The sequence below is a fragment of the Nocardia sp. NPDC050630 genome (genome assembly GCF_044457245.1).
Classification (GTDB): domain Bacteria; phylum Actinomycetota; class Actinomycetes; order Mycobacteriales; family Mycobacteriaceae; genus Nocardia.
On the sequence record NZ_JBITGN010000022.1, the window covers coordinates 86,951 to 107,258 of the forward strand.

General features: G+C 63.9%; 22 protein-coding genes. 12 read left to right on the top strand and 10 right to left on the bottom strand.

Features of this window, described 5'->3' with window-relative positions; genetic code table 11:
- Positions 1–49 precede the first annotated feature (49 nt).
- Positions 50–2,080, bottom strand: coding sequence for an FAD-dependent oxidoreductase (locus ACIBG0_RS35560; protein WP_397038805.1), 2,031 nt, complete (start codon positions 2,078–2,080; stop codon positions 50–52).
- Positions 2,077–2,658 (bottom strand): PadR family transcriptional regulator, encoded by a 582-nt coding sequence (locus tag ACIBG0_RS35565; RefSeq protein WP_397038807.1) that lies wholly within the window; start codon positions 2,656–2,658, stop codon positions 2,077–2,079. The genes ACIBG0_RS35560 and ACIBG0_RS35565 overlap by 4 nt, the downstream gene beginning before the upstream one ends.
- A 148-nt stretch (positions 2,659–2,806) precedes the next feature.
- Between ACIBG0_RS35565 and ACIBG0_RS35570 the strand changes: the two genes are divergently transcribed.
- Positions 2,807–4,168, top strand: a complete 1,362-nt coding sequence (locus tag ACIBG0_RS35570) for an MFS transporter (protein ID WP_397038809.1) — start codon at positions 2,807–2,809, stop codon at positions 4,166–4,168.
- Positions 4,169–4,317: 149 nt separating this feature from the next.
- Here the strand turns inward: ACIBG0_RS35570 and ACIBG0_RS35575 are convergent, their stop codons facing one another.
- Positions 4,318–4,935 carry a TetR family transcriptional regulator gene (locus tag ACIBG0_RS35575; protein WP_397038811.1) on the bottom strand — a complete coding sequence of 206 codons (618 nt, stop codon included), beginning with the start codon at positions 4,933–4,935 and terminating at the stop codon, positions 4,318–4,320.
- 183 nt (positions 4,936–5,118) lie between these two features.
- Here ACIBG0_RS35575 and ACIBG0_RS35580 point away from each other — a divergent pair, with 183 nt between their 5' ends.
- From ACIBG0_RS35580 to ACIBG0_RS35590, 3 genes are read left to right on the top strand one after another with little or no spacing between them, the layout of a single operon-like run.
- On the top strand, positions 5,119–6,177 hold the full coding sequence (locus tag ACIBG0_RS35580) for a ferredoxin reductase (RefSeq protein ID WP_397038813.1): 1,059 nt from the start codon (positions 5,119–5,121) through the stop codon (positions 6,175–6,177).
- A 17-nt stretch (positions 6,178–6,194) separates the two neighbouring features.
- Positions 6,195–7,343 carry a fatty acid desaturase family protein gene (locus tag ACIBG0_RS35585; protein ID WP_397038815.1) on the top strand — a complete coding sequence of 383 codons (1,149 nt, stop codon included), beginning with the start codon at positions 6,195–6,197 and terminating at the stop codon, positions 7,341–7,343.
- Complete coding sequence (locus ACIBG0_RS35590; RefSeq protein WP_397038816.1) at positions 7,344–7,652, top strand: hypothetical protein; 309 nt, start codon at positions 7,344–7,346, stop codon at positions 7,650–7,652.
- Here the strand turns inward: ACIBG0_RS35590 and ACIBG0_RS35595 are convergent, their stop codons facing one another.
- A complete protein-coding gene (locus ACIBG0_RS35595) occupies positions 7,653–8,186 on the bottom strand; it encodes a DUF4254 domain-containing protein (protein WP_397038818.1) in 534 nt (177 codons plus the stop codon).
- Between the two features lie 392 nt (positions 8,187–8,578).
- Here ACIBG0_RS35595 and ACIBG0_RS35600 point away from each other — a divergent pair, with 392 nt between their 5' ends.
- Both ACIBG0_RS35600 and ACIBG0_RS35605 read left to right on the top strand, forming a co-directional pair.
- Positions 8,579–8,905 carry a hypothetical protein gene (locus ACIBG0_RS35600; RefSeq protein WP_397038820.1) on the top strand — a complete coding sequence of 109 codons (327 nt, stop codon included), beginning with the start codon at positions 8,579–8,581 and terminating at the stop codon, positions 8,903–8,905.
- Positions 8,906–9,072: 167 nt separating this feature from the next.
- Positions 9,073–9,747, top strand: a complete 675-nt coding sequence (locus ACIBG0_RS35605) for a DUF4389 domain-containing protein (protein WP_397038821.1) — start codon at positions 9,073–9,075, stop codon at positions 9,745–9,747.
- Between the two features lie 36 nt (positions 9,748–9,783).
- Here the strand turns inward: ACIBG0_RS35605 and ACIBG0_RS35610 are convergent, their stop codons facing one another.
- The 3 genes from ACIBG0_RS35610 to ACIBG0_RS35620 form a co-directional block, all read right to left on the bottom strand.
- Positions 9,784–10,647 (bottom strand): ATP-binding cassette domain-containing protein, encoded by an 864-nt coding sequence (locus ACIBG0_RS35610; RefSeq protein ID WP_397038897.1) that lies wholly within the window; start codon positions 10,645–10,647, stop codon positions 9,784–9,786.
- A 128-nt stretch (positions 10,648–10,775) separates the two neighbouring features.
- Positions 10,776–11,609, bottom strand: coding sequence for an ABC transporter permease (locus tag ACIBG0_RS35615; protein ID WP_397038823.1), 834 nt, complete (start codon positions 11,607–11,609; stop codon positions 10,776–10,778).
- A complete protein-coding gene (locus ACIBG0_RS35620; protein WP_397038825.1) occupies positions 11,602–12,333 on the bottom strand; it encodes an ABC transporter permease in 732 nt (243 codons plus the stop codon). The genes ACIBG0_RS35615 and ACIBG0_RS35620 overlap by 8 nt, the downstream gene beginning before the upstream one ends.
- 274 nt (positions 12,334–12,607) lie before the next feature.
- Here ACIBG0_RS35620 and ectB point away from each other — a divergent pair, with 274 nt between their 5' ends.
- A complete protein-coding gene (gene ectB, locus ACIBG0_RS35625) occupies positions 12,608–13,936 on the top strand; it encodes a diaminobutyrate--2-oxoglutarate transaminase (protein ID WP_397038827.1) in 1,329 nt (442 codons plus the stop codon).
- Here ectB and ACIBG0_RS35630 read toward each other — a convergent pair whose 3' ends face one another.
- Entirely contained in the window at positions 13,937–14,596 is a 660-nt protein-coding gene (locus ACIBG0_RS35630) for a L,D-transpeptidase (protein ID WP_397038829.1), read from the bottom strand. It lies immediately after the preceding gene.
- Positions 14,597–14,716: 120 nt separating this feature from the next.
- Between ACIBG0_RS35630 and ACIBG0_RS35635 the strand changes: the two genes are divergently transcribed.
- The 4 genes from ACIBG0_RS35635 to ACIBG0_RS35650 all read left to right on the top strand — a co-directional run bounded on the left by ACIBG0_RS35635 (position 14,717) and on the right by ACIBG0_RS35650 (position 16,912).
- On the top strand, positions 14,717–15,100 hold the full coding sequence (locus ACIBG0_RS35635; RefSeq protein WP_397038831.1) for a VOC family protein: 384 nt from the start codon (positions 14,717–14,719) through the stop codon (positions 15,098–15,100).
- Between the two features lie 140 nt (positions 15,101–15,240).
- Positions 15,241–15,717, top strand: coding sequence for a DUF4383 domain-containing protein (locus tag ACIBG0_RS35640; protein ID WP_397038833.1), 477 nt, complete (start codon positions 15,241–15,243; stop codon positions 15,715–15,717).
- Positions 15,718–15,874: 157 nt separating this feature from the next.
- On the top strand, positions 15,875–16,474 hold the full coding sequence (locus ACIBG0_RS35645) for a hypothetical protein (protein ID WP_397038834.1): 600 nt from the start codon (positions 15,875–15,877) through the stop codon (positions 16,472–16,474).
- Positions 16,475–16,516: 42 nt separating this feature from the next.
- Positions 16,517–16,912 carry a hypothetical protein gene (locus ACIBG0_RS35650; protein WP_397038836.1) on the top strand — a complete coding sequence of 132 codons (396 nt, stop codon included), beginning with the start codon at positions 16,517–16,519 and terminating at the stop codon, positions 16,910–16,912.
- Between the two features lie 26 nt (positions 16,913–16,938).
- Here ACIBG0_RS35650 and ACIBG0_RS35655 read toward each other — a convergent pair whose 3' ends face one another.
- Together ACIBG0_RS35655 and ACIBG0_RS35660 are read right to left on the bottom strand one after the other, a co-directional pair.
- Positions 16,939–17,538 carry a hypothetical protein gene (locus tag ACIBG0_RS35655; protein ID WP_397038838.1) on the bottom strand — a complete coding sequence of 200 codons (600 nt, stop codon included), beginning with the start codon at positions 17,536–17,538 and terminating at the stop codon, positions 16,939–16,941.
- A gap of 198 nt (positions 17,539–17,736) precedes the next feature.
- On the bottom strand, positions 17,737–18,687 hold the full coding sequence (locus ACIBG0_RS35660; protein ID WP_397038840.1) for an FAD-dependent oxidoreductase: 951 nt from the start codon (positions 18,685–18,687) through the stop codon (positions 17,737–17,739).
- Between the two features lie 82 nt (positions 18,688–18,769).
- On the opposite strand from ACIBG0_RS35660, the gene ACIBG0_RS35665 reads away from it, so the two are divergent.
- Complete coding sequence (locus ACIBG0_RS35665) at positions 18,770–20,188, top strand: amino acid permease (RefSeq protein ID WP_397038842.1); 1,419 nt, start codon at positions 18,770–18,772, stop codon at positions 20,186–20,188.
- The last annotated feature ends 120 nt before the right edge of the window (positions 20,189–20,308 follow it).

Below are 20,308 nucleotides of genomic sequence, written 5' to 3' on the forward strand. Positions count from 1 at the left end.
TCGACATTTGCCTCCACCAGCGCATGGTGAGCTGCGGTCCAGTAGTGCGTTAGAGGCGGGCTGCTAGGCGAGTGCCCTGGTCGATGGCGCGCTTGGCGTCTAGTTCGGCGGCTAGGTCGGCGCCGCCGATGAGGTGGATGTTGGCACCGGCGGCGCGTAGGGGTTCTTCGAGTTCGCGGACGGATTCCTGTCCCGCGCAGATGATGACGTTGTCGACCGGGATCAGTTGGGGACGTCGGCGCTTCTCGCCGAAGCTGATGTGCAGGCCGTTGTCGTCGATGCGTTCGTAGTTGACGCCGCCGACGCGCTCGACGCCTTTCGCCTCGAGCGCCGCGCGGTGCACCCAGCCGGAGGTCTTGCCGAGATCTCTGCCGAACGGTGTCGACTTGCGTTGCAGCAGGACGACTTCACGGGCCGCGGGTGCGGGTTTCGGTTTGGCGAGCTGGCCGCGAACCTGTTCGTCCGCGGAGTCGATACCCCATTCTTCCTTCCACTCGTCGAGCTTGAGGGTGGGATGTCCTTCCACGGTCAGGAATTCGCTCACGTCGTAGCCGATGCCGCCCGCGCCGATGACGGCGACGCGCTTGCCGACCGGCCGCTCCTCGCGCACCAGTTCGGCGTAGGACAGCACCATCGGGTGGTCGATGCCGGGAATGTTCGGAATGCGCGGGCGCACGCCGGTGGCCAGCACGATCTCGTCGTAGCGTGCTTCGAGCAGCTCCGCCGCGGTGACCCGCTTGTTCAGATGCACGGTCACACCGGTGATCTCCAGCATCCTGGTGTAGTAGCGGATCGACTCGTTGAACTCCTCCTTGCCCGGGATGCGACGCGCGATATCGAACTGTCCGCCGATCTTGTCGTCGGCCTCGAAAAGCTCGACTCGGTGCCCACGTTCGGCGAGATTGACTGCCGCCGACAATCCGGCCGGGCCCGCGCCGACGACCGCGACGCGCTTGGTGCGCCGAGTCGGGAGCAACTTCAGTTCGGTCTCGTGGCCAGCGCGCGGGTTGAGCAGGCAGGACACGGTCTTGTGCTGGAACGCATGGTCCAGGCAGGCCTGGTTGCAGGCGATGCAGGTGTTGATTTCGTCGACCCGGTCGGCGGCGGCCTTGTTCACCCATTCCGGATCGGTGAGCAACGGTCGTGCCAGCGAAACCAGTTGCGCGTCACCGCGGGTAAGGATCTCCTCGGCGATCTCGGGCATATTGATCCGGTTGGACGCGCAGACCGGAATGTTGACCTGCTCGGTGATCTTCGCGGTGAATTCGACGAAGGCGGCTCGCGGTACCGAGGTGACGATGGTCGGCACCCGCGCCTCGTGCCAGCCGATATCGGTATTCAGAATGCTGGCGCCGACGGCTTCGAGTTCCTTTGCCAGCGCGACGATTTCGTCGAACGTCTGCCCGTTCTCGACCAGTTCGGCCATGGACAAACGGAATACGATGATGAAGTCGGGCCCGACCGCGGCGCGGGTGCGGCGAACGATCTCCACCGCGAGTCGGCGCCGGTTCTCCGGTGAGCCACCCCACTTGTCGGTGCGCTTATTGGTGCGCGGCGCGAGGAACTGGTTGATGAAATAGCCTTCACCGCCCATGACTTCGCAACCGTCGTAGCCTGCGAACTGGGCCAGCTTCGCACAGCGGACGTAATCGTCGATGGTCTGCTCGACCCCGCGCGCGGAGAGCTTGCGCGGCCGGAACGGATTGATCGGGGCCTTGATCGAGGATGCCGAAACACTGCCCGGCATATAGGAATACCGGCCGGCGTGCAGAATCTGGATGGCGATCTTGCCACCCTCTTTGTGCACGGCTTTGGTGATCACTCGGTGCCGGTAGGCCTCGGACTTGTTGGTGAGTTTCGCGCCGAACGGCAGCAGCCAGCCGGTGCGGTTCGGGGCGTAACCGCCGGTGATGATGAGACCCACACCGCCGCGGGCACGCTCGGCGAAATAGGCGGCGAGCCGGTTGGTATCCCAGGCACGATCCTCCAGGCCGGTATGCATCGACCCCATGACTACGCGATTGCGCAGTGTGGTGAAGCCTAGATCGAGGGGCTCGAAAAGATGGGGAAACGAACTCATCGCTGAGTCTCACCTTTCTTCGGGTCCGCGTGCGGGGCTGTTGCACGAGGTTGCAGGGCTTGCAGTACTTCGTCGCACCATTCGACGAATCCGGACTCCACGCGAATGCCCGCGCGCAGCACGAGGTACTGGTGCAGCGGGGTACCGGCGAGCTGATCCGGAGCGGGAAAGTCGCGTTTCTCGATGAGCCGGTACAGCTCGAGGCGTTGATTGTGCTGCTCACGATGCCGGGCGACCTCGTCGCAGAGTGCGCCGATATCGCCGTGCGCGGCGGCGCGGATCTTCACGCCGAGTTCGTTGCGCGGTATCGAGGTATCGGTCGGCGCGGCGATCCAGCGTGCCAGCTCTGCCCGGCCCGCCTCGTTCACCGTGTAGACCTTCTTGTCCGGCCTGCCCTCCTGGGCGATTGTCTCGCTGCTGAGCCAGCCGGATTCCTCCATGCGCTTGAGCACGCGATAGATCTGCTGATGGGTGGCGCGCCAGAAGAAGCCGATGGACTTGTCGAAGCGGCGCGCCAGTTCATAACCCGAACCGGCACGCTCGGTCAGCGAAACCAGGAGCGCATGTTCGAGTGCCATGAGGCCAGGTTATCGTTACACCCAGTACTATGCAACTGGGTGCATAGCAAACCGTGTCTCGAGTGTTGGCCCGCTCGCCGATGAAATTCGCATTAGGCTGCGCCCATGAACGCCGCATCGCGCAGCGATTCGATGAGGGTGGTGGCTGGTGACGGATGAGTCGGAAGTTGACGCGCGGGCGACTGTCGGGCAGGCCGCGGGGCGCGGACAAGTGGTGGCGTGGGGGTTGTGGGACTGGGGCTCCTCGGCATTCAATGCCGTGATCCTGACCTTCGTCTTCTCGGTCTACCTCACAGATAAGGTCGGCGACGATCTGCCCGGCGGAGTGTCACCGAGCGCGTGGCTCGGCTGGGCTCTGGGCATCGCGGGTTTCGTGGTCGCACTCACCGCGCCGATCAGCGGTCAGCGCTTCGATGCGAGTGCGAAACGTAAACGCTCACTGGCGGTTCTGACCGCGCTCACCATCCTGGCGATGGCGCTGATGTTCTTCGTGCACGACGATTACCACCACTTCTGGTTCGGCCTGGTCCTGCTGGGCTTGGGTTCGGCATTCTTCGAATTGGCCGGCGTGCCCTACAACGCCATGCTGCGCCAGGTCTCCACCCCCGCCGATGTTGGTCGTGTCTCCGGATTCGGTTGGGCCATGGGCTATTTCGGCGGAATATTCATCCTGCTGATCAGCTACTTCGGCTTCATCTCCGGCCACGGCGACAATCGCGGCCTACTCGGCGTGCCCACCGATGACGGTACGAATATCCGATTGGTCGCGATGCTGGCTGCGGTCTGGTTCGCCGCTTTCGCGCTGCCGGTGCTGTTCGCCGTACCCGAATTACCACACACCAATGCCGATCCCGGTGCGGCCAAGGCCGGATTCTTCGGCTCGTACCGGGTGCTGTGGCGGGATCTGCGCGAGCTGTGGTCCGTGGACCGACGCACCGTCGGTTTCCTGATCGCCAGCGCGATCTTCCGTGACGGTCTTGCCGGGGTTTTCACCTTCGGCGCGATCCTGGCCGTGCGGGTCTACGGTATCGCCGACTCCGATGTGCTGCTGTTCGGCATCGCCGCGAATGTCGTCGCGGCACTCGGTGCGGTAACCGCGGGTCGGTTCGACGATCGCCTGGGCCCGAAGATCGTGATCGTGATATCGCTGGTCGCCATGGTGATCTGTGGCATCGCACTGTTTATCGTGTCGGGTCCGGTCATGTTCTGGGTCTTCGGCCTACTGCTCACCATCTTCGTCGGCCCCGCCCAAGCCGCAGCACGCTCCTTCCTCACCCGCCTGGCCCCGCCCGGCCGCGAGGGCCAGATGTTCGGCCTCTACACCACCACGGGCCGCGCTGTATCCTTTCTTGCCCCAGCACTTTTCGGCTTCTTCGTCTGGGCCTTCGACGCCGACCGTGCGGGCATCGTTGGCATTGTGCTGGTGCTTGCCCTCGGTCTCGCTGCACTATTGCCAGTTCGTAGTCCGGACAGCATCAGCGACCCGAGGTGGGATCGCACCGCAGACTGAATCCGGTGGCTTGTCGCTCGGCCGCCATCGCCAGTCGAAGCTACGAGTTGACCATGGCGCGCTCAGTGACGTACCGGGACCGCGAGATCGGCGGCGAACTCCGGGCCTTGCTGGCAGATCTTTTCGGCCGCATGGAGAACCGGTAGACGCTACGGCTTGCTCGGCAACCACGCGGCCATGCCGAGTGCGATGAGGCGGACCTGGCGGACGGTGCGATCGATGATCGCGGGTTGGTCGCGCGGTGTGGCGGCGACGTAGTCGGCAATGCAGTCGGCGACCGTGGAGACGATCAGGTCGGCGGCCAATTCGAGGTCGTCGGAGGACCAGGAGTCCAGGGCAGGGACGCGGGACAGGTCGACGACCAGTTCGCGCACGATCAATTGCAGTTCGAGCGCGATGGCATGTTGCAGGGCGGCCGAGCCGCCGCGGCGTTCGCGGGTGATGAAGCCGAAGAGTTCGCGTTTGGTGGCGACCTGATCAAAAACGAACCGAACGGTCTGCGAGAGTCGGGCATCAGGTGTGCGGCGCAACTGACGCAGGGCCAGGCGCAGCGCACGGATGCCCTCGTCGACCAACGCCGCCCCGAGATCGTCGAGTGAGGCGAAATGCCGGTAGAACGCGGTCGGCACTATGCCCGCGGAGCGGGCGATCTCGCGCAGACTCAGCGCACCGAAGCCGCGCTCGGCGGCCAGCGCGAGCGTGCCGTCGAGTAGGGCCTGCCTGGTGCGCTCCTTGCGCTCGCCCCGGGTAGCTGCGGTTTCGGTCATCACAGTGAGCATACAGCCGTTCACCATTCATCTATTTCAAGGATGTAGTTCGGGTCACATCAGTTCCTGGTTGACACCTGACCCGGTCCATCGGTCACACTAGTTGAGTGTACAGGCGTGCACTGAAATCCTCATCGAGGAGGGTTCGGGAGTACGCCGCAGCCCGAAAGTAGAGGCAACCGCATGGTGGGACTCATCGACCTGGTGCAAACCCTGACCACACCGCACCCGCTCGACCGCTACCTGGAACTCGTCCGCCCCACGCTGACGGTTCGGGAGTTGCGTGCGGAGATCACCCACGTTCGCCGCTCGGTGCCGGGTTCGGTAACGCTGACCCTGCGCCCGACCCGACAGTGGCGCGGCCACGGCGCGGGGCAATATGTGCAGATCGGCGTCGTAATCGACGGCGTCCGGCACACCAGGTGCTATTCGCCGGTCAATCCGGCGGGGCGGCGCGACCGCCACCTGCAACTGACGGTCAAGGCGCATCCGGACGGCCTGGTATCGCAATACCTCTACCGCAATGCCGTCCCGGGCATGGTGGTCAGCATGGAACCGGCGGCCGGTGTTTTCCAACTGCCGAAACCGCGTCCCGAACGAGTGCTGTTGATCAGCGGCGGCAGCGGTATCACCCCGGTGCTGTCCATGCTGCGCACGCTGGCCGATGAGGGCTATCCGGGCGAAGTCGCCTTCCTGCACTATGCGAAATCACCGGAGACGGTGCCGCATCGGGCCGAGCTGGATGCGATCGCGCAGGCGCACAAGAACTTCCGCGTCGAACTGCGCTATCCCGGCGATGGCTCCGGCTATTTCGACTACGACCAGCTCGAACGCGTCGCACCCTGGTTCGCCGATGGCGAGACCTACGTCTGCGGGCCACCTGGGCTGATGGGCGCGGTGCGCAAGGTCTTCGAGGCGGAGCAGTTGGAGCAGCGGCTGCACACCGAGGAATTCACCCTGTCCACCACCCCCGTCGACGCCGATGAGGCCTTCGGCACGGTCAGCTTCTCGGCCAGCGGACGTAGCGCCGAGAACAACGGTGCCGTCCTGCTGGAACAGGCCGAGGCCGCGGGGTTGACACCGGAGTACGGCTGCCGGATGGGTATCTGCTTCTCCTGCACCGCTGTTCGGCGCTCCGGCTGCACCCGCAATGTGCGCACCGGCGAGACCGACAGCGATCCGGATCAGCCCATTCAGCTCTGCATCAACGCGCCCGTCGGCGACGTCGACATCGATATCTGACAAAAGGGGACCCAGCAATGACAATTCTGACCGAAACGAAAGACGGCCCGCTGGTACTGAGCCCGGACCAGGTCGAGGAACTCGGCCGGGCCCTCGATGAACTGCGTGCCCGTGTCGTCGCCGATCTCGGCGATGCCGACCGCGAATACATCTACTCGATCATCAAGGCGCAGCGCGGTTTCGAGATCGCCGGGCGCGGCCTGATGTATCTCGGTTTCCTGCCGCCGTTCTGGCTGGCCGCGGTGGCCGCGCTGAGTGTGTCGAAGATCCTGGACAATATGGAGATCGGCCATAATGTCATGCACGGACAGTACGACTGGATGCGTGAGCGCGGTCTGAATTCCCGTGAGTTCGAATGGGATACGGTCTGCCCGGCGGACCAGTGGAAGCATTCGCACAACTACATGCACCACACCTTCACCAATATCCACGGCATGGACCGCGATATCGGCTACGGCATCCTGCGCATGGACGAGGCTCAGCAGTGGAATCCGCTGCGACTGGGGCAACCGCTCTACGCCTTCGCGCTGATGGTGCTGTTCGAATGGGGTGTGATGGGCCATGACCTGGAGGTGGAGAACATCATCCGGGGCAAGAAGAGCTGGTCGGACATCAAGCGATTGGTGAAGGGCCAGTGGCGCAAGGCCGGCCGGCAGGTGCTCAAGGACTACGTCATCTTCCCGGCGCTGACCGGTCCGCTGTTCGTCAGCACACTCGCCGGAAACACCGCCGCCAATCTGGTGCGCAACCTGTGGGCCTTCTCCATCATCTTCTGCGGCCACTTCCCCACGGGCGTACAGACGTTCACCGAAGAGGAGACCGCCGAGGAGACCCGCGGTGAATGGTACGTCCGGCAGATGCTCGGCTCGGCCAACATCACCGGCAGCAAGCTGTTCCACATCATGTCCGGCAATTTGTCGCACCAGATCGAGCACCACCTGTTCCCGGATCTGCCCGCGAATCGCTATCCGCAGATCGCGCCGCAGGTTCGAGAACTGTGCGAGAAGTATGGATTGCCGTACAACACCGGTTCGCTCGGTAAGCAAGTCGGATCGGTGTGGCTGAAGATTTGCAAGCTGGCACTGCCGCCGTTCTTGGTCGGGAAGGAGTCCACGCCCGGTGTTATCGTGATGCGACAGCGGAACGCAACCGAAGTGGGCGTGTGAATGATCGGGAAATTCGAAAGCAACAAGGACCTAATTCAAGAATTGACTTCCTCCGGTGCGCGACATGTCGGAAATATTGCGAATATCATCACCGGCACCGTGGCGGAGGTCACCCGGGAGATCGGTGAGTGGATCACCGACGCCATCGAGATGAACGAGGCAGCGGCTGCCGCGCGCAAGGATGCCGCGGCGCGGCATACGACCGATCTGGTCGACGAGGCCGATGTGTCCTATGACGCGGAGGTCGAGCCGAGCACGTCGTTCGTCGAGGGGGAAGTGGTCGAACCGGAGGCAGACGAACCCCGGTGATCACCACACCGGCAGCCGGCGCCGGTGCTGGATCACATCGGTGATCAGGTCCTTGTAACCGTCGGCCAGTTCGGCCAATCGGCTCCACTGCAGTTGGGCTTCATCGTCCAACTGCAGTGGATGCGTCGAACCGACCGGTGACATACCCAAAGCATATTGTGCCGCAACCCATTTCGCGGCCATCCGATCGATGACCGCGCCCAGTGTCTCGGTGTGCAGCGAGGCGCCTGCGCGGTGCTCCACATTGCTGGCGACCCAATTGTCGATATGGCCGACCAGCTCGCTTCGGTGTGCGTCGAGGTCGTCGACCAGTTGTAAGCACTGTGCTACGCGGCCGCTCGGCGCGTCCGGCGCGTGCGCCGTCTGCAGGGCATTGCGCCTGCGTTCATGACATTCGACCAGTGCGCGTCCCGCGGCCAGGACACGGTGCCGGTGTCGATTCGGATCGTGTGGATCGCGAAATGCGCGCAGTAGCGCCGCTGGCGATGGCAGCTCGTCGGCTTGGATACGATCCGCTGCGTATTGGGTAGTCATGATGCACGCCCCTGCGGTGGCGATGGGTGTGTATTTGGATGCGCCAGGGCCGAGGAGGATTTCGGGGAGGGGCACCCCTCGGCTCCGGCGCAGCCCCGCACCCGGATCGCCCTCCATACAGTCCACCAGCACGGCAAAGAAACCGGGAAATCCGCGACGATGCGATGAGGAAGACGGCCGAGAAAATCGGGACCTTTTCAGGAAAGCGCGATAGTCGAATCGGCGCAATAGAATGGTGTAGAAACAGATGAGCTGCCGGGAAATCGTTATGATCCGTTACGGATCGGTCACATAACCGCCGACTTTCCTACCTTCGTGAAATCGCTGAGCGCATGAGCAGCAACCACTTCGGGCGAGGGGCGAGCGAGACCTCGATCGATCGACTAGCCTCGGTGTTCGTGCCCGCCTATGTGTCTTCGCCCGAGCTGACGTTCGGGTTCATGTTCGCGCTGGAAGATCCGGAGCGAATCGCCGAGGTCGTGCGCACGCTCATCCTCCGCAAGACGGTGTCGGTGTTCCGGCTTGCGCGCCTGTCCGACGACGACGGCCCACCAGAACGCTATGTCGTGAACTGGGCGGTGATTCCGCAGATCTCGATCACCACCAGCGCGCCGGACCCGGACGAGCTGGAGGCCGGACAGATCATGCTGGTGAATGCGTTCCTCGGTGAGGAGGGCGAGGTCAGCCTGTACTCGGCCCAGGGGCAGGCGCCGGGCTGAGGTCCGCGGCAGCGCCGTTGCGGCACTATGTGATTCGCCACCTCGGCGGCCACCTTTTCGTTGGCGTGTCGGTATCGGAACGTGGTCCGACCGGCTGCCCGATACGGGACAATCGGGACATTCCACGCGTTGTGGAGGCATCGAAGCACCTGGAAGGAGCATCGATCATGGAGCCCGAGAAAACCGTCGCCGGAGCCGGCCCGGCCAATCCGATTCGTGTCCGAGGAGATCTCGATCCCGCGCTATCGCGCTGGATGTGGTTGGTTAAATGGATCCTGGCCATCCCGCACGTCATTATTCTGGTATTCCTCTACATCGCGTATGTGATCGTTTCGGTGGTCGCGTTCTTCGCGATTCTTATTACCGGTAACTATCCGCGCGCACTGTTCGACTTCAATGTCGGCGTCATGCGTTGGGGATGGCGGGTCGGCTTCTATGCCTACTCGGTGCTCGGCACCGATCGGTATCCGCCGTTCAGTCTGCAGTCGGATCCGGATTATCCGGCGGATCTGGAGATCGAGTATCCCGAGCAGCTGAGTCGCGGTCTGGCTCTGGTGAAATGGTGGCTGCTGGCCATTCCGCACTACCTGATCCTCGCCGCGATATTCAGTGCGGGTGTGGGCGGCAAAGACGGCTGGGGCGGATTCGCGTTGGCAAATGTTCTGGTGCTGGTCGCGGCGGTGGCGCTGCTGTTCACGGCCGCTTATCCCAGAGGGCTGTTCGATTTCCTGCTCGGTCTGCACCGATGGTCCATTCGGGTGGGCGCCTATGCCTCACTGATGCGTGACGAATATCCGCCGTTCCGGCTCGACCAGGGCGCTCGCGAACCCGAAAACACCTGAATATCAACCCAATTCGGAGCCGGACAGCGGCGTCGGTCACCAGGCGGATTCATAGATCCGCCGGACCACGTCCTCGATGTCCGGCTCCTCTATGGATAGGTCGCGCACCTCGGCGCGATCGGAGACTGCTGCCAGAACCTTTGCGGCGGTGGTAGATTCGGCATCAAAGGCCAATCGCTGGCGCATGCCCCCGCCCTCACTGGTCAACAGTTCGGCGCTGGGCAGATCATCGAGATTGCGGGTCGGTTCGGCCAAATCGACGACCAGCACCCGCCGCGCGCCCACCCGCACCGCCAGGCCGGTCAGTGAACCGTCGTACACCAGACTTCCGCGGTCGACGACGAGCACCCGATCACAGAGTCGCTCGATATCGCCCATATCGTGGGTGGTCAGCAACAGTGTGGTGCCGCGCTCGCTGCGTTCGGCGCGCAGGAATTCACGTAGTCGCTGTTTCGACAGCACATCGAGGCCGATGGTCGGCTCGTCGAGAATGATCAATTCGGGAGAGTGCAGCAGCGCCGCGGCGACCTCGGCACGCATGCGCTGGCCGAGTGACAGCTGGCGCACCGGGGTGTCCAATGTCTCGGCCATCTCCAGTTGTTCGACCAACTCGTAGGTACGTTTTTGCGCGACATCGGATTCCAGCCGGTGGATCGCGGCTAGAATGGAAAACGATTCGCGCAGTGGTAGGTCCCACCACAGCTGGGAGCGCTGCCCGAACACCACACCGATTCGGGCGGCTAGTTCGCGCCGCTGTCGCACCGGATCCAGTCCACAGGTGCGCACGGTGCCCGAGGTGGGGACCAGGATGCCGGTCAGCATTTTGATCGTGGTCGACTTCCCCGCCCCGTTCGCACCGATATACCCCACCGCCGAACCGCGTTCGATGCGAAACGTCATCCGGTCCACCGCGGTGAGCGTTTCGCGGCTGCGTCGCCAGCGCTGCCCGTTTTTTCGGTACAGAATGAATTGCCTTGTCAGATTGTCGATCTCGATGATCGAGTCCGATAACTCGCTGTCCGCCACGCTTACCCGCCGCCTCCCTGATAGTGCCGAGTGCCTAGTCGCCACAGACCCAACGCGAGCAGCCATACCCATAGCGCGGCCAGCGGTGCACACCAGGCCAGCCAGGGCGGCAGCAGCGGCGGGCCGGGTAGGTGCAGCAGTGCGATGGTCGGTAGATACGCCGTGAACGCGACCGGGATGGCGAAGCCGAATACCAGCTTCAGCGAAGTCGGAAATACCGACGCCGGTTGCATGGCCGCGAAGGAACCGCCGTAGGTGAAGCTGTTGGTCAGTTCCGCACCGTCGATCAGGTAGAACTGCGCCCCGGCGGCGCAGACGAATACCCCACCGAACAGCGCGATGCCGCTGAGCATGGTGATCACCAGCAGTGCGAGAGTCTGCGGACCCCAGTCGAGATCGTTGCGAACGAGACCGAGGCATAACACGATGATCGCCACCGAGGCGCGGGCGAATCGGCGCAGTGAGATGTCGCTGGTGATGAGTTGCAGCAGAAGGGGCTGTGGTCGCAGGTGGTAGGCGTCGAGCACGCCGAGCCGGATGAGGGTCGGCAGTGAATCCAGGTGGCCGAACAGGACCTGCGCCAGTGCGAATGCGGAATTGCTCAGGCCGAACAGCAGCAGTGCGCCGTTCAGGTCGAGGCCGCCGAGCACCTGGACATTGTGGTAGATGACCCATACCTCGGCGAATTCGACGATGCCGATCAGGAAGGCGCTGAATACCTCACTGGCGAAAGACAATCGGTACGCGCGCTGGGCTCGCATTCGCGACCGCAGTACCGCGGCATACGGGGTGCGCCAGGTACCGGCCGGTACGGATGTATACGGGGGCTCAACCACCCTGGACCTCCAGCCTGCGGCGTCCGGCCACCAGCAGCGCCCGGCCCACCGCACCGACCGCGAGTACCCAGAACACTTGTGCGGCAGCGACCGTCACGGCATCCATCCCGATGACCCGACCCGACAGGATGTCGATCGGCGACTGCAGGATCGACGGGAACGGAGTGGCCTGCGCGACGGTGCGCAGCCATGCCGGGAACATGTGGACCGGCACGAACAACCCGGCCAGAAACGTGCCGCAAATCTGGTATAGCACTCGCAGGCCGCGGGTTTCCACTACCCAGAATCCGATCAATCCGACAGCGAAAAGGCATAGAAATGACAACGTAACGGCAAGCACCACGCTGACCAGCCCGAGCACGTAGGGTCCCGGGGTGCCGGGCATCACGAGCCCGAAAGTAAGCACGCCGACCAGTACGCTCGGCACGCCCCGAGGCAGGATCGTGCAGGATGCGCGGCCGAGATCAATGGCGAGATAACTGAATTGGACATCGACTGGGCGCAAGAAGTCGATCGCGATATCGCCGTTCTTGACCCGATCCACCAATTCCAATGGTGGTCCCATGAATTGGGTCGCACCGAGTAGTCCCTGCGACAGCCAGACGTAGGCGCCGATCGATCCCGCGTCGTAACCACCGAAGCCGCCGGAGGCGCGCACCGCCGACATCATCACCGCCGCACGCACGAATCCGAACACGCAGTTGGTGAACAGGCCTGCGAACATCGCGAGCTTGTATTGGGATTGGCGTCGGAAACCGGCTCGCACGAGATAGAGGTACAGCCGTGCGGTCCGCAGTGGGTGCGCTACGGCGAGTTGCGATCTGTTCCCCTCCACTTTGCCGTGCACAATCGGTTAACTCTACGGTGCGTCGGGGGACGCGCGGTAGTTAAGCGCGCGTTTTTTGGAAAAGTGCGACAAACCCGCTGCACCAATGTTAGAAACACAGTCACTTCAGATTTGCCCCGTGGGCGCTCGCGCACGACAGGAAGGATCGTCGATGACTGTCACCGCTAGCGACTGCTCGCAGGTCGCTCGTAGCAGCACTGCTAGCGACTGCTCGCAGATTGCTCGAAACAGCCCCGCATCGACCGTTTTCGAGACGCTCGAGTCGAATGTGCGCGGGTACTGCCGGGCCTGGCCGACCGTTTTCGACACCGGCAGCGGCGCCTGGCTGCGTGATGAGGACGGCAAGGACTATCTGGACTTCTTCGCGGGGGCGGGCGCGCTCAACTACGGCCACAACAATCCGGTGCTGAAGCGGGCACTGCTGGACTACATCGTCGGCGACGGGATCACGCACAGTCTCGATATGTCGACCGTCGCCAAGCGACGGCTGCTCGAGGCTTTGCGCGACACGATCTTCGGGCCGCGCGAACTCGACTATAAGGTCCAGTTTCCCGGTCCGACCGGCGCGAATGCGGTCGAGGCCGCGCTGAAGTTGGCTCGCAAGGTCACCGGACGCCAGAGCGTTCTCAACTTCACCAACGCCTTCCATGGAATGTCGCTCGGCGCATTGTCGGTGACTGGCAATGCCGCCAAACGGGCGGCCGCCGGTGTCCCACTGCCGCATACGATGCCCATGCCCTACGACGGTTTCCTCGATGCGGCCGACCACTTGGACTGGATGCGTCGGGCCCTGGACGACTCGTCCTCGGGAGTGGACAAGCCCGCCGCGGTGATCGTGGAGACGGTGCAGGGCGAGGGCGGGGTGAATGTTGCGCGCTCGCAATGGCTGCGGCAGCTGGCCGAATTGTGTCGCGCGCACGGAATTCTGCTGATTGTCGACGATGTGCAGATGGGTTGCGGACGGACCGGTGGGTTTTTCTCATTCGAGTTCGCGGGCATCACGCCCGATATCGTGACGCTCTCGAAATCCATCGGCGGGTACGGGTTGCCCATGGCGCTGGTACTTTTCAAACCCGACCTCGATCAGTGGGCGCCCGGTGAGCACAACGGCACTTTCCGTGGCAACAATGCGGCATTCGTTACCGCGCGGGTCGCGCTCGAGCACTACTGGTCCGATAGTGCACTGGAGATTTCGACGGTCGCCAAGGGGGAGCGCACTGCACGCGCGCTTGCCGACATCGCGGCGGCATTTCCCGGCGTCTCGACCCGCGGGCGCGGGCTGGTGCACGGCATCGTGTTCGAGGAAGCCTCCCGCGCGGGCAAAGTGTGCCAACTTGCCTTCGAGCGCGGACTGCTCGTGGAGACCTCGGGCTCGGCCGAGGAGGTAGTAAAGCTGTTGCCGCCGTTGACGATCAGCCAGGACGAATTGGATCACGGGTTGTCGTTGCTCGCGGGTGCGGTGGAGTCGATCTGCGGATAGTCACCTGCTGCCGATATTGATCACCGGGTGCGCGCTCGGATCCAGCCACCGCATAACGGCTTTGAGGTCGGCGGCCGGGATCGCTACGCATCCAGCGGTCGGGCCTCCGGTCTCGACGTGCAGGAAGAAGGCCGAACCCGCGCCCGCGACGACGGGCTGACGGTTGTAGTCGATCACGACGGCGTGTTCGTACGCCGGTCCCGCCCGGCCGAGGTTCTCGCTCGCGCTTTCCTTGAATTCGCAAGTGCCGGCGACACATTGCGTGTAGCGGTTGTAGCTCGGCGAGCTGGTATCGGAGACCCACCAGTCCTGCGTACCGACTTGACGATAGGGCAGCCGGGTTCCGTCGTTCGGCGCGATACCGAACGCTTCACTCAGCGTCCAGACACCGGCGGGAGTGTGCGCCGAGTCCTCGCTGGCGCGGCCGATGCCATCACGCCCGACATAGGCAGGGAGCGGACCGATCTCGGCCCGCCATCCGCCTGGAATGCGTTGCCACGCAGTCAATGTCGCCCTGGTATCGGCGGCGTGCTCGGCGACGACGGTGATGACTTGGTCGGCATCGCCCCGGTACGGCAGGGGCAGATCGGACTTCGACGTGCTGGAGCACGCGGCGACGCCAGCCAACAGCACGATGAGCAACGCTCTGCGTTTCGACAAATGAACCTCCCGATGGGCCTCGACCCTAGTGCAGATTTCATCCTTGCCATGGCAGGCGGGTTCGAGTGTCCACGCGCGGGTACGCGATGAGCATTGCCGCGACTTATAGGAGGTCGAATGATGACCGAAGGCAAGGTGGGGAGCCTGCGCACGGTTGTATTGGATTGCCCGGATCCACGCAAGCTCGCCGAGTTCTATGCCCGCCTCCTCGGTGCCGAACCGACTTATACCTCGGATGACGCGTGGGTCGTCATCGAAGAACCCGGCGGCAGGCGATTGGCGTTCCAATACGCGCCGCAATATCGACCACCGCGTTTCCCGGATCCGGAAGCATCTCAGCAGATACATTTCGACGTGCTGGTGGACGATATCGAGGAGGCCGAGCCGAAGACGCTCGCGCTGGGCGCGCGGTTGGTGCAAGCCAATGACGACGACCAGTTCCGTGTTTATGCCGATCCCGTCGGACACACCTTCTGCCTCATCTGGCTGGACGGGCAGTCCTGAGCGCTGGACCTGCGGGTTTGTCCGTTTGTCCGCCCGAGGCGCGGGTATGACGCAGATGGCTGCCGCAATCGGCAGTCGCTGAATCCAGTCGCACGAAGCGGGCGCCCATCCGGACGCCTGGTTCGGGAGAGGCAGTCACCATGGGCGCGCATCAGGCGCAAACCTCAGCGCATTGGACGCCGCTGCGGATCGCGGCGGCGGCGGTCGGTGCGGTGTTCCTGGTGGTCGGCGTGCTCGGCTTTATTCCGGGCGTCACCACCGATTACGACAGCATGGAATGGGCCGGACACAGCTCCGACGCCCAACTTCTCGGGCTGTTCAACGTCTCGGTCCTGCACAACATCGTCCACCTGGTATTCGGCGTAGCCGGCCTGCTGGCATCGCGCACAGCGCTCGCGTCCCGGGCGTTCCTGCTCGGGGGCGGACTGATCTACCTGGTGCTGTGGTTGTACGGGCTGGTCACCGACCAGCACAGCGATGCGAACTTCGTCCCGGTGAACACCGCCGACAACTGGCTGCACTTCGCTCTGGGCGTCGGGATGGTCGCCGTCGGGGCGGCGCTTGGTTGGTCGGGCAGCCGAGGCGTAACCGGGCATCCGCGTCCGTCGATTCAATAGGTACGAGCCGATGAATCCCGCTCGGACGTGCGCCGAGTGGGGTTTGTCATGTTCCGGGTTCCCGCCGATGCATCAACCGGCGAGTCGGGGGAATGCCCGGGGTAGGAGTCGCGGTCGCTCGCGAACTCCGTTGTAGGAGGTGATGAAGGTGTCGCAGATGCCGACATGGCCGGTGCGGAGCTGGCGGATGCAGCCCTGGAATCCCAGTCCGCTGATGCGCGTCTCTGACCGGGTGGAGGGGTTCGTCCGTATTCTGGCCGTTCTGGTGCTGCTGATCGCCGTGCCGACCGGCGCGGCGGCCGGCACCGCGGCCTATAGCTCGGCATCCGAACGGATCCGCGCCGAGAACGCGACGAAAGTCGTTGTGACAGGCACCATTATCGGCACCCCCGTCCGGGTCAGCGCACCCGTCGCGGACCGCAACGCGACGGTGCGTGACCAGTTCGAAGCGCAAGTCTCCTGGACCCACGACGGCAAATCCGGCACCGCGACCGTTGGCGTCCCCGATGCCGCCGAACGCGGCCAACCCGCCCCGGTCTGGCTGGACCCGGACGGTAAACCGACCACTCCTCCCGAACAATCCAGTGCCGCCGCCGTGCACGGCATCGGCGTCGGTATCGCCGTGCTACTCGAAATCTGGTGCGGCGCATTAGCAGTCGTCTTGTTCACCATCTGGGCCCTGAACCATCGCCGCCACATCCGCCTGGACCGGGAATGGCGTCAATTCAGCCATCCCACCGGCCAGGGCAGCTTGTGATGCGCTCGGCAGGCAACCGTGCGGCGGACTACGATCCCTCGCGTGAGCGCACCGATACTTCGAGCATTCGATGCGAGTGGACGGACGCTGGCCGATCCGACCGACACCGAGGTACACGACCTGTTCGCGGACCTGAACGCCCGCTGGCCGTTCGCGATCGTGGAACGACTGGACCGCGAGCCGCCGGGGCAATTCTATTTCCAGATCCACCTCGATTACGTAGGTGACCAGGACCCGGACCGCGACGAGGAGGTCGATGTCGATTACGACGTCGAATTCCGCGACGGTGCACCGGACAAGCACTACCGTGCCAGGATTACCGGTCTGTACGGCTTCGCCGGAATGGATCTCGTGAACAAGGTGTACCGCGCGTGGCGGGCCGAAGATCCCGGCCTGGCGAATTTACTGTCGTGGGAGTTGCTGGACGTCGACAGCTGAGGTATCCGGGCGACCGCAGTGTGTGATCACTTGCTCAGCGCCTTGCCACCGTTCGGAGCGACCGCGAACCAGGTGCCGCCGACACCTTGTCCGAGCAGGTCACCTGGCTTGGTGTCCTTAGAGAAGTAGTACACCGGCCAACCGCCGATGGTGATTTGGCATGTGCCGTCGGCACGTTCGATGAATCCGACGAGTTGAGGATCGACGCCCGCGGTGTACAGGACTTGATCGCGGGTCACGGTCAGCGGCGGCCAGGTGGTGGCGCACTGCCCGGAGCAGTTGGATACCGACGGTGCCGCCGTATCCTTGTCGAACCGGTAGAGCGACCGGCCCGATCCATCCGAAACATACTGTCCGACGGTGGGATTGCTTGTCGCCCGGAGCTGCACCACATTCGTGGTCCCAGCTGCGGCGATGCCGTCGTAGATCTTCAACCAGCCTTGCGTTTTCGCTACCGCGGGCGCCTGTCCCGCGATGGTCGCAGCTGCCGCGGTAGCGGTCGAGGACGGCTTCGCTGCGGCCTCGACACCTTTGTCGCCACCGCAGGCGCTGAGCAGACCCGCGAGTGCGATCGCGGCAGCCGCGAGTGGCACTGTGACACGCTGAAAATGCTTGGCTGAATTCATCTTTGGAGCCCTCCGTCGCTATTCGGCAAGCTGCACATCGCATCTCGTCTCCAGTACCACGAGCGACCGTGACCGCTTGGTTCACCCGAAAGGCGCAGTCGCGGTGTTCGCTATCTCACAGTGCGGGTTCGCCGGGCGTGGGCAGCCCGGCTGTCGGAGGCAGAGCTGCATCGATGTCCACTATTGCCGCCGTTCGGCTCACAGCGTGTCGATGAGAGCCGATACCTCGCGGGCGCAGCCGTGTGCGACCGTGACGCCGGAGCCGCCGTGCCCGTAGTTGTGGATCACGGGTACCGATGACGAGTCGACCTGGGCGATCTCCAGGCGGACCTCGGCGCGGCCCGGCCGCAGTCCGACGAGCGTTTCAATGACCTCGGCGCCGCACAACTGCGGTACGAGATCTCGGCATCGGCGCAGGATCGACTGTGTCAATTGCGGATCAGGGGTGAGATCCCACGCTCCGGTCTCCAGTGAGCCACCGAGGATGCAGTCGTGGGTGCGGGGGTGGACATAGGCGCGCCCGAGCGGATGTGCTTCGTCGCGCACCGACACCGAGATGCCCGGATTGGTGATGCGCACGATCTGGCCGCGGATCGGGTAGACCTCGGCGTCATCGGCCAGCGGACCCGCGCGCAGACCCGCACAGTTCACGATCACATCGGGCGCCAGATCGTCGAGCTCGTCCAGACTCCGGATCGTCCGTCGAACCCAATACGCGCCCGCCTGATGAACCTGAGCGGCCAACCACGGCAGGAAGATCGGCATCTCGAGCAGTGGAACGGCGAACCGGAACCCGAATCGGTAGTTCGGCGGGAGTTCGCCCGGTTGCGCCCGCCGGAACGCCTGGACGGCCGCGGACCAGGACGGCGTCGCTGGCTCGTCCCGATAAACGGCGAGAGATTCACACATGCGCGCACCAGGTGCACCGTTGTGCGCGAGTCGTTCCAGATGGGTGAAGGTTTCGACGCTCCACGCGGCCACTCGATCGGTCGGCCCGGCCGCGGTGGGGAACCACACCGCGGCGGCGAGAAACGATGTCGTCGAGTCGATGGGCTCCGCGCTCACTATCACGACATGGTGGCCGCCGCGCAGCAGCTCGAATGCCGTTGACAGGCCAACGATCCCGGATCCGACTACCACCGCTCGCACACCGTTATTTTAACACCATTGAGTGTGCCGTTATTTGACGATACATTACTCAACGATACGATTTGAGAGCGCGGGAGGCACTGTGGCTGACGTACTGCACGCCGAGGACGTCGGGTATCAGAAGAGTCTCCGCCCACGTCAACTACAGATGATCGCGATAGGCGGCGCCATCGGGACCGGGCTATTTCTGGGCGCGGGCGGTCGGTTGGCCAGCGCCGGTCCCGGGCTGGTGCTGGTGTACGCAGTGTGCGGGGTGTTCGTCTTCTTCGTGCTCCGCGCGCTGGGCGAGTTGGTGCTGCACCGTCCGTCATCGGGATCGTTCGTCTCCTACGCACGCGAGTTCTATGGCGAGAAGTTGGCGTATGCCGTCGGCTGGATGTATTTCTTCCACTGGTGTATGAGCGGCATCGTGGATATCACCGCCATTGCCACCTACGTCCACTACTGGTCGGCGTTCGGCGCGATTCCGCAGTGGGTCATCGCGCTGATCGCGCTGGCCGTGGTGGTGGCCATCAATCTGGTGTCGGTGCGCTGGTTCGGAGAGCTGGAGTTCTGGGCCGCGCTGATCAAAGTGGTTGCGCTGGTCGGTTTTCTGGTGATCGGTACGGTCTTTCTCGTCGGCCGCTTCCGGATAGCGGGCGAGAGCACCGGGCCCGGTGTCCTGCGTGATCACGGCGGGTTGTTCCCGACCGGGTTGCTTCCCCTGGTCGTCGTCACAACCGGTGTCGTATTCGCCTATTCCGCAGTGGAATTGGTGGGCACCGCCGCCGGCGAGGCCGACAATCCGGAAAAGATCATGCCACGCGCCATCAACTCGGTGATCGCACGCATCGCTGTGTTCTATGTCGGTTCGCTGGTGTTGCTCAGTCTGCTGCTGCCCTATACCGCCTTCCGTGAGGGGCAGAGCCCATTCGTCACGTTCTTCGCCAAAATCGGTGTGGGCGGCGCGGATTCGGTCATGAACCTGGTCGTGCTGACGGCGGCATTCTCCAGCCTCAACGCGGGTCTGTACTCGACCGGCCGAATCCTGCGGTCCATGTCGATGAACGGCAGCGCCCCCGCCCGCGCCGCCAAACTGTCAGCGAATGGTGTTCCCTACGTTGGGATTCTGGCCACGGGGGCGATCGCCCTCACGGGCGTCGGACTCAACGCGGTAGTCCCCGATCAGGCGTACGAGATCGTGCTGAACATGTCGGCCCTCGGCGTGATCACCGCCTGGGCGGCAATCGTCCTGTGCCAATTGCAACTCTGGCGTTGGTGGCGCGATGGCCGTGCGACCCGCCCCACCTTCCGCCTGATCGGCACCCCCTACACCAGCATCGCCACCCTGGTCTTCCTCGCCGGTGTAGTAGCCCTCATGGCGAGCAGTGGAAGCACAGAACAGCGCAGCGCGATCGTCGCCGTCCCTTTGATCATGGTTCCGGTGCTGGTCGGTGGCTGGTTCCTCAGACGACGAACCGCCGAGGCCGTCCAGGCGGTGGACACCGAATCGTCTCATTAGAACGCCACGGCCGACGCCGTACGCGCAGTCGACGAGATGGCGATCGCGCGGTCCAGATCCGCAGCCGCATGCGCGGTCCCACTCGTGTGGCGACCGGCGCTGCGGCCGCCGGAATCACGT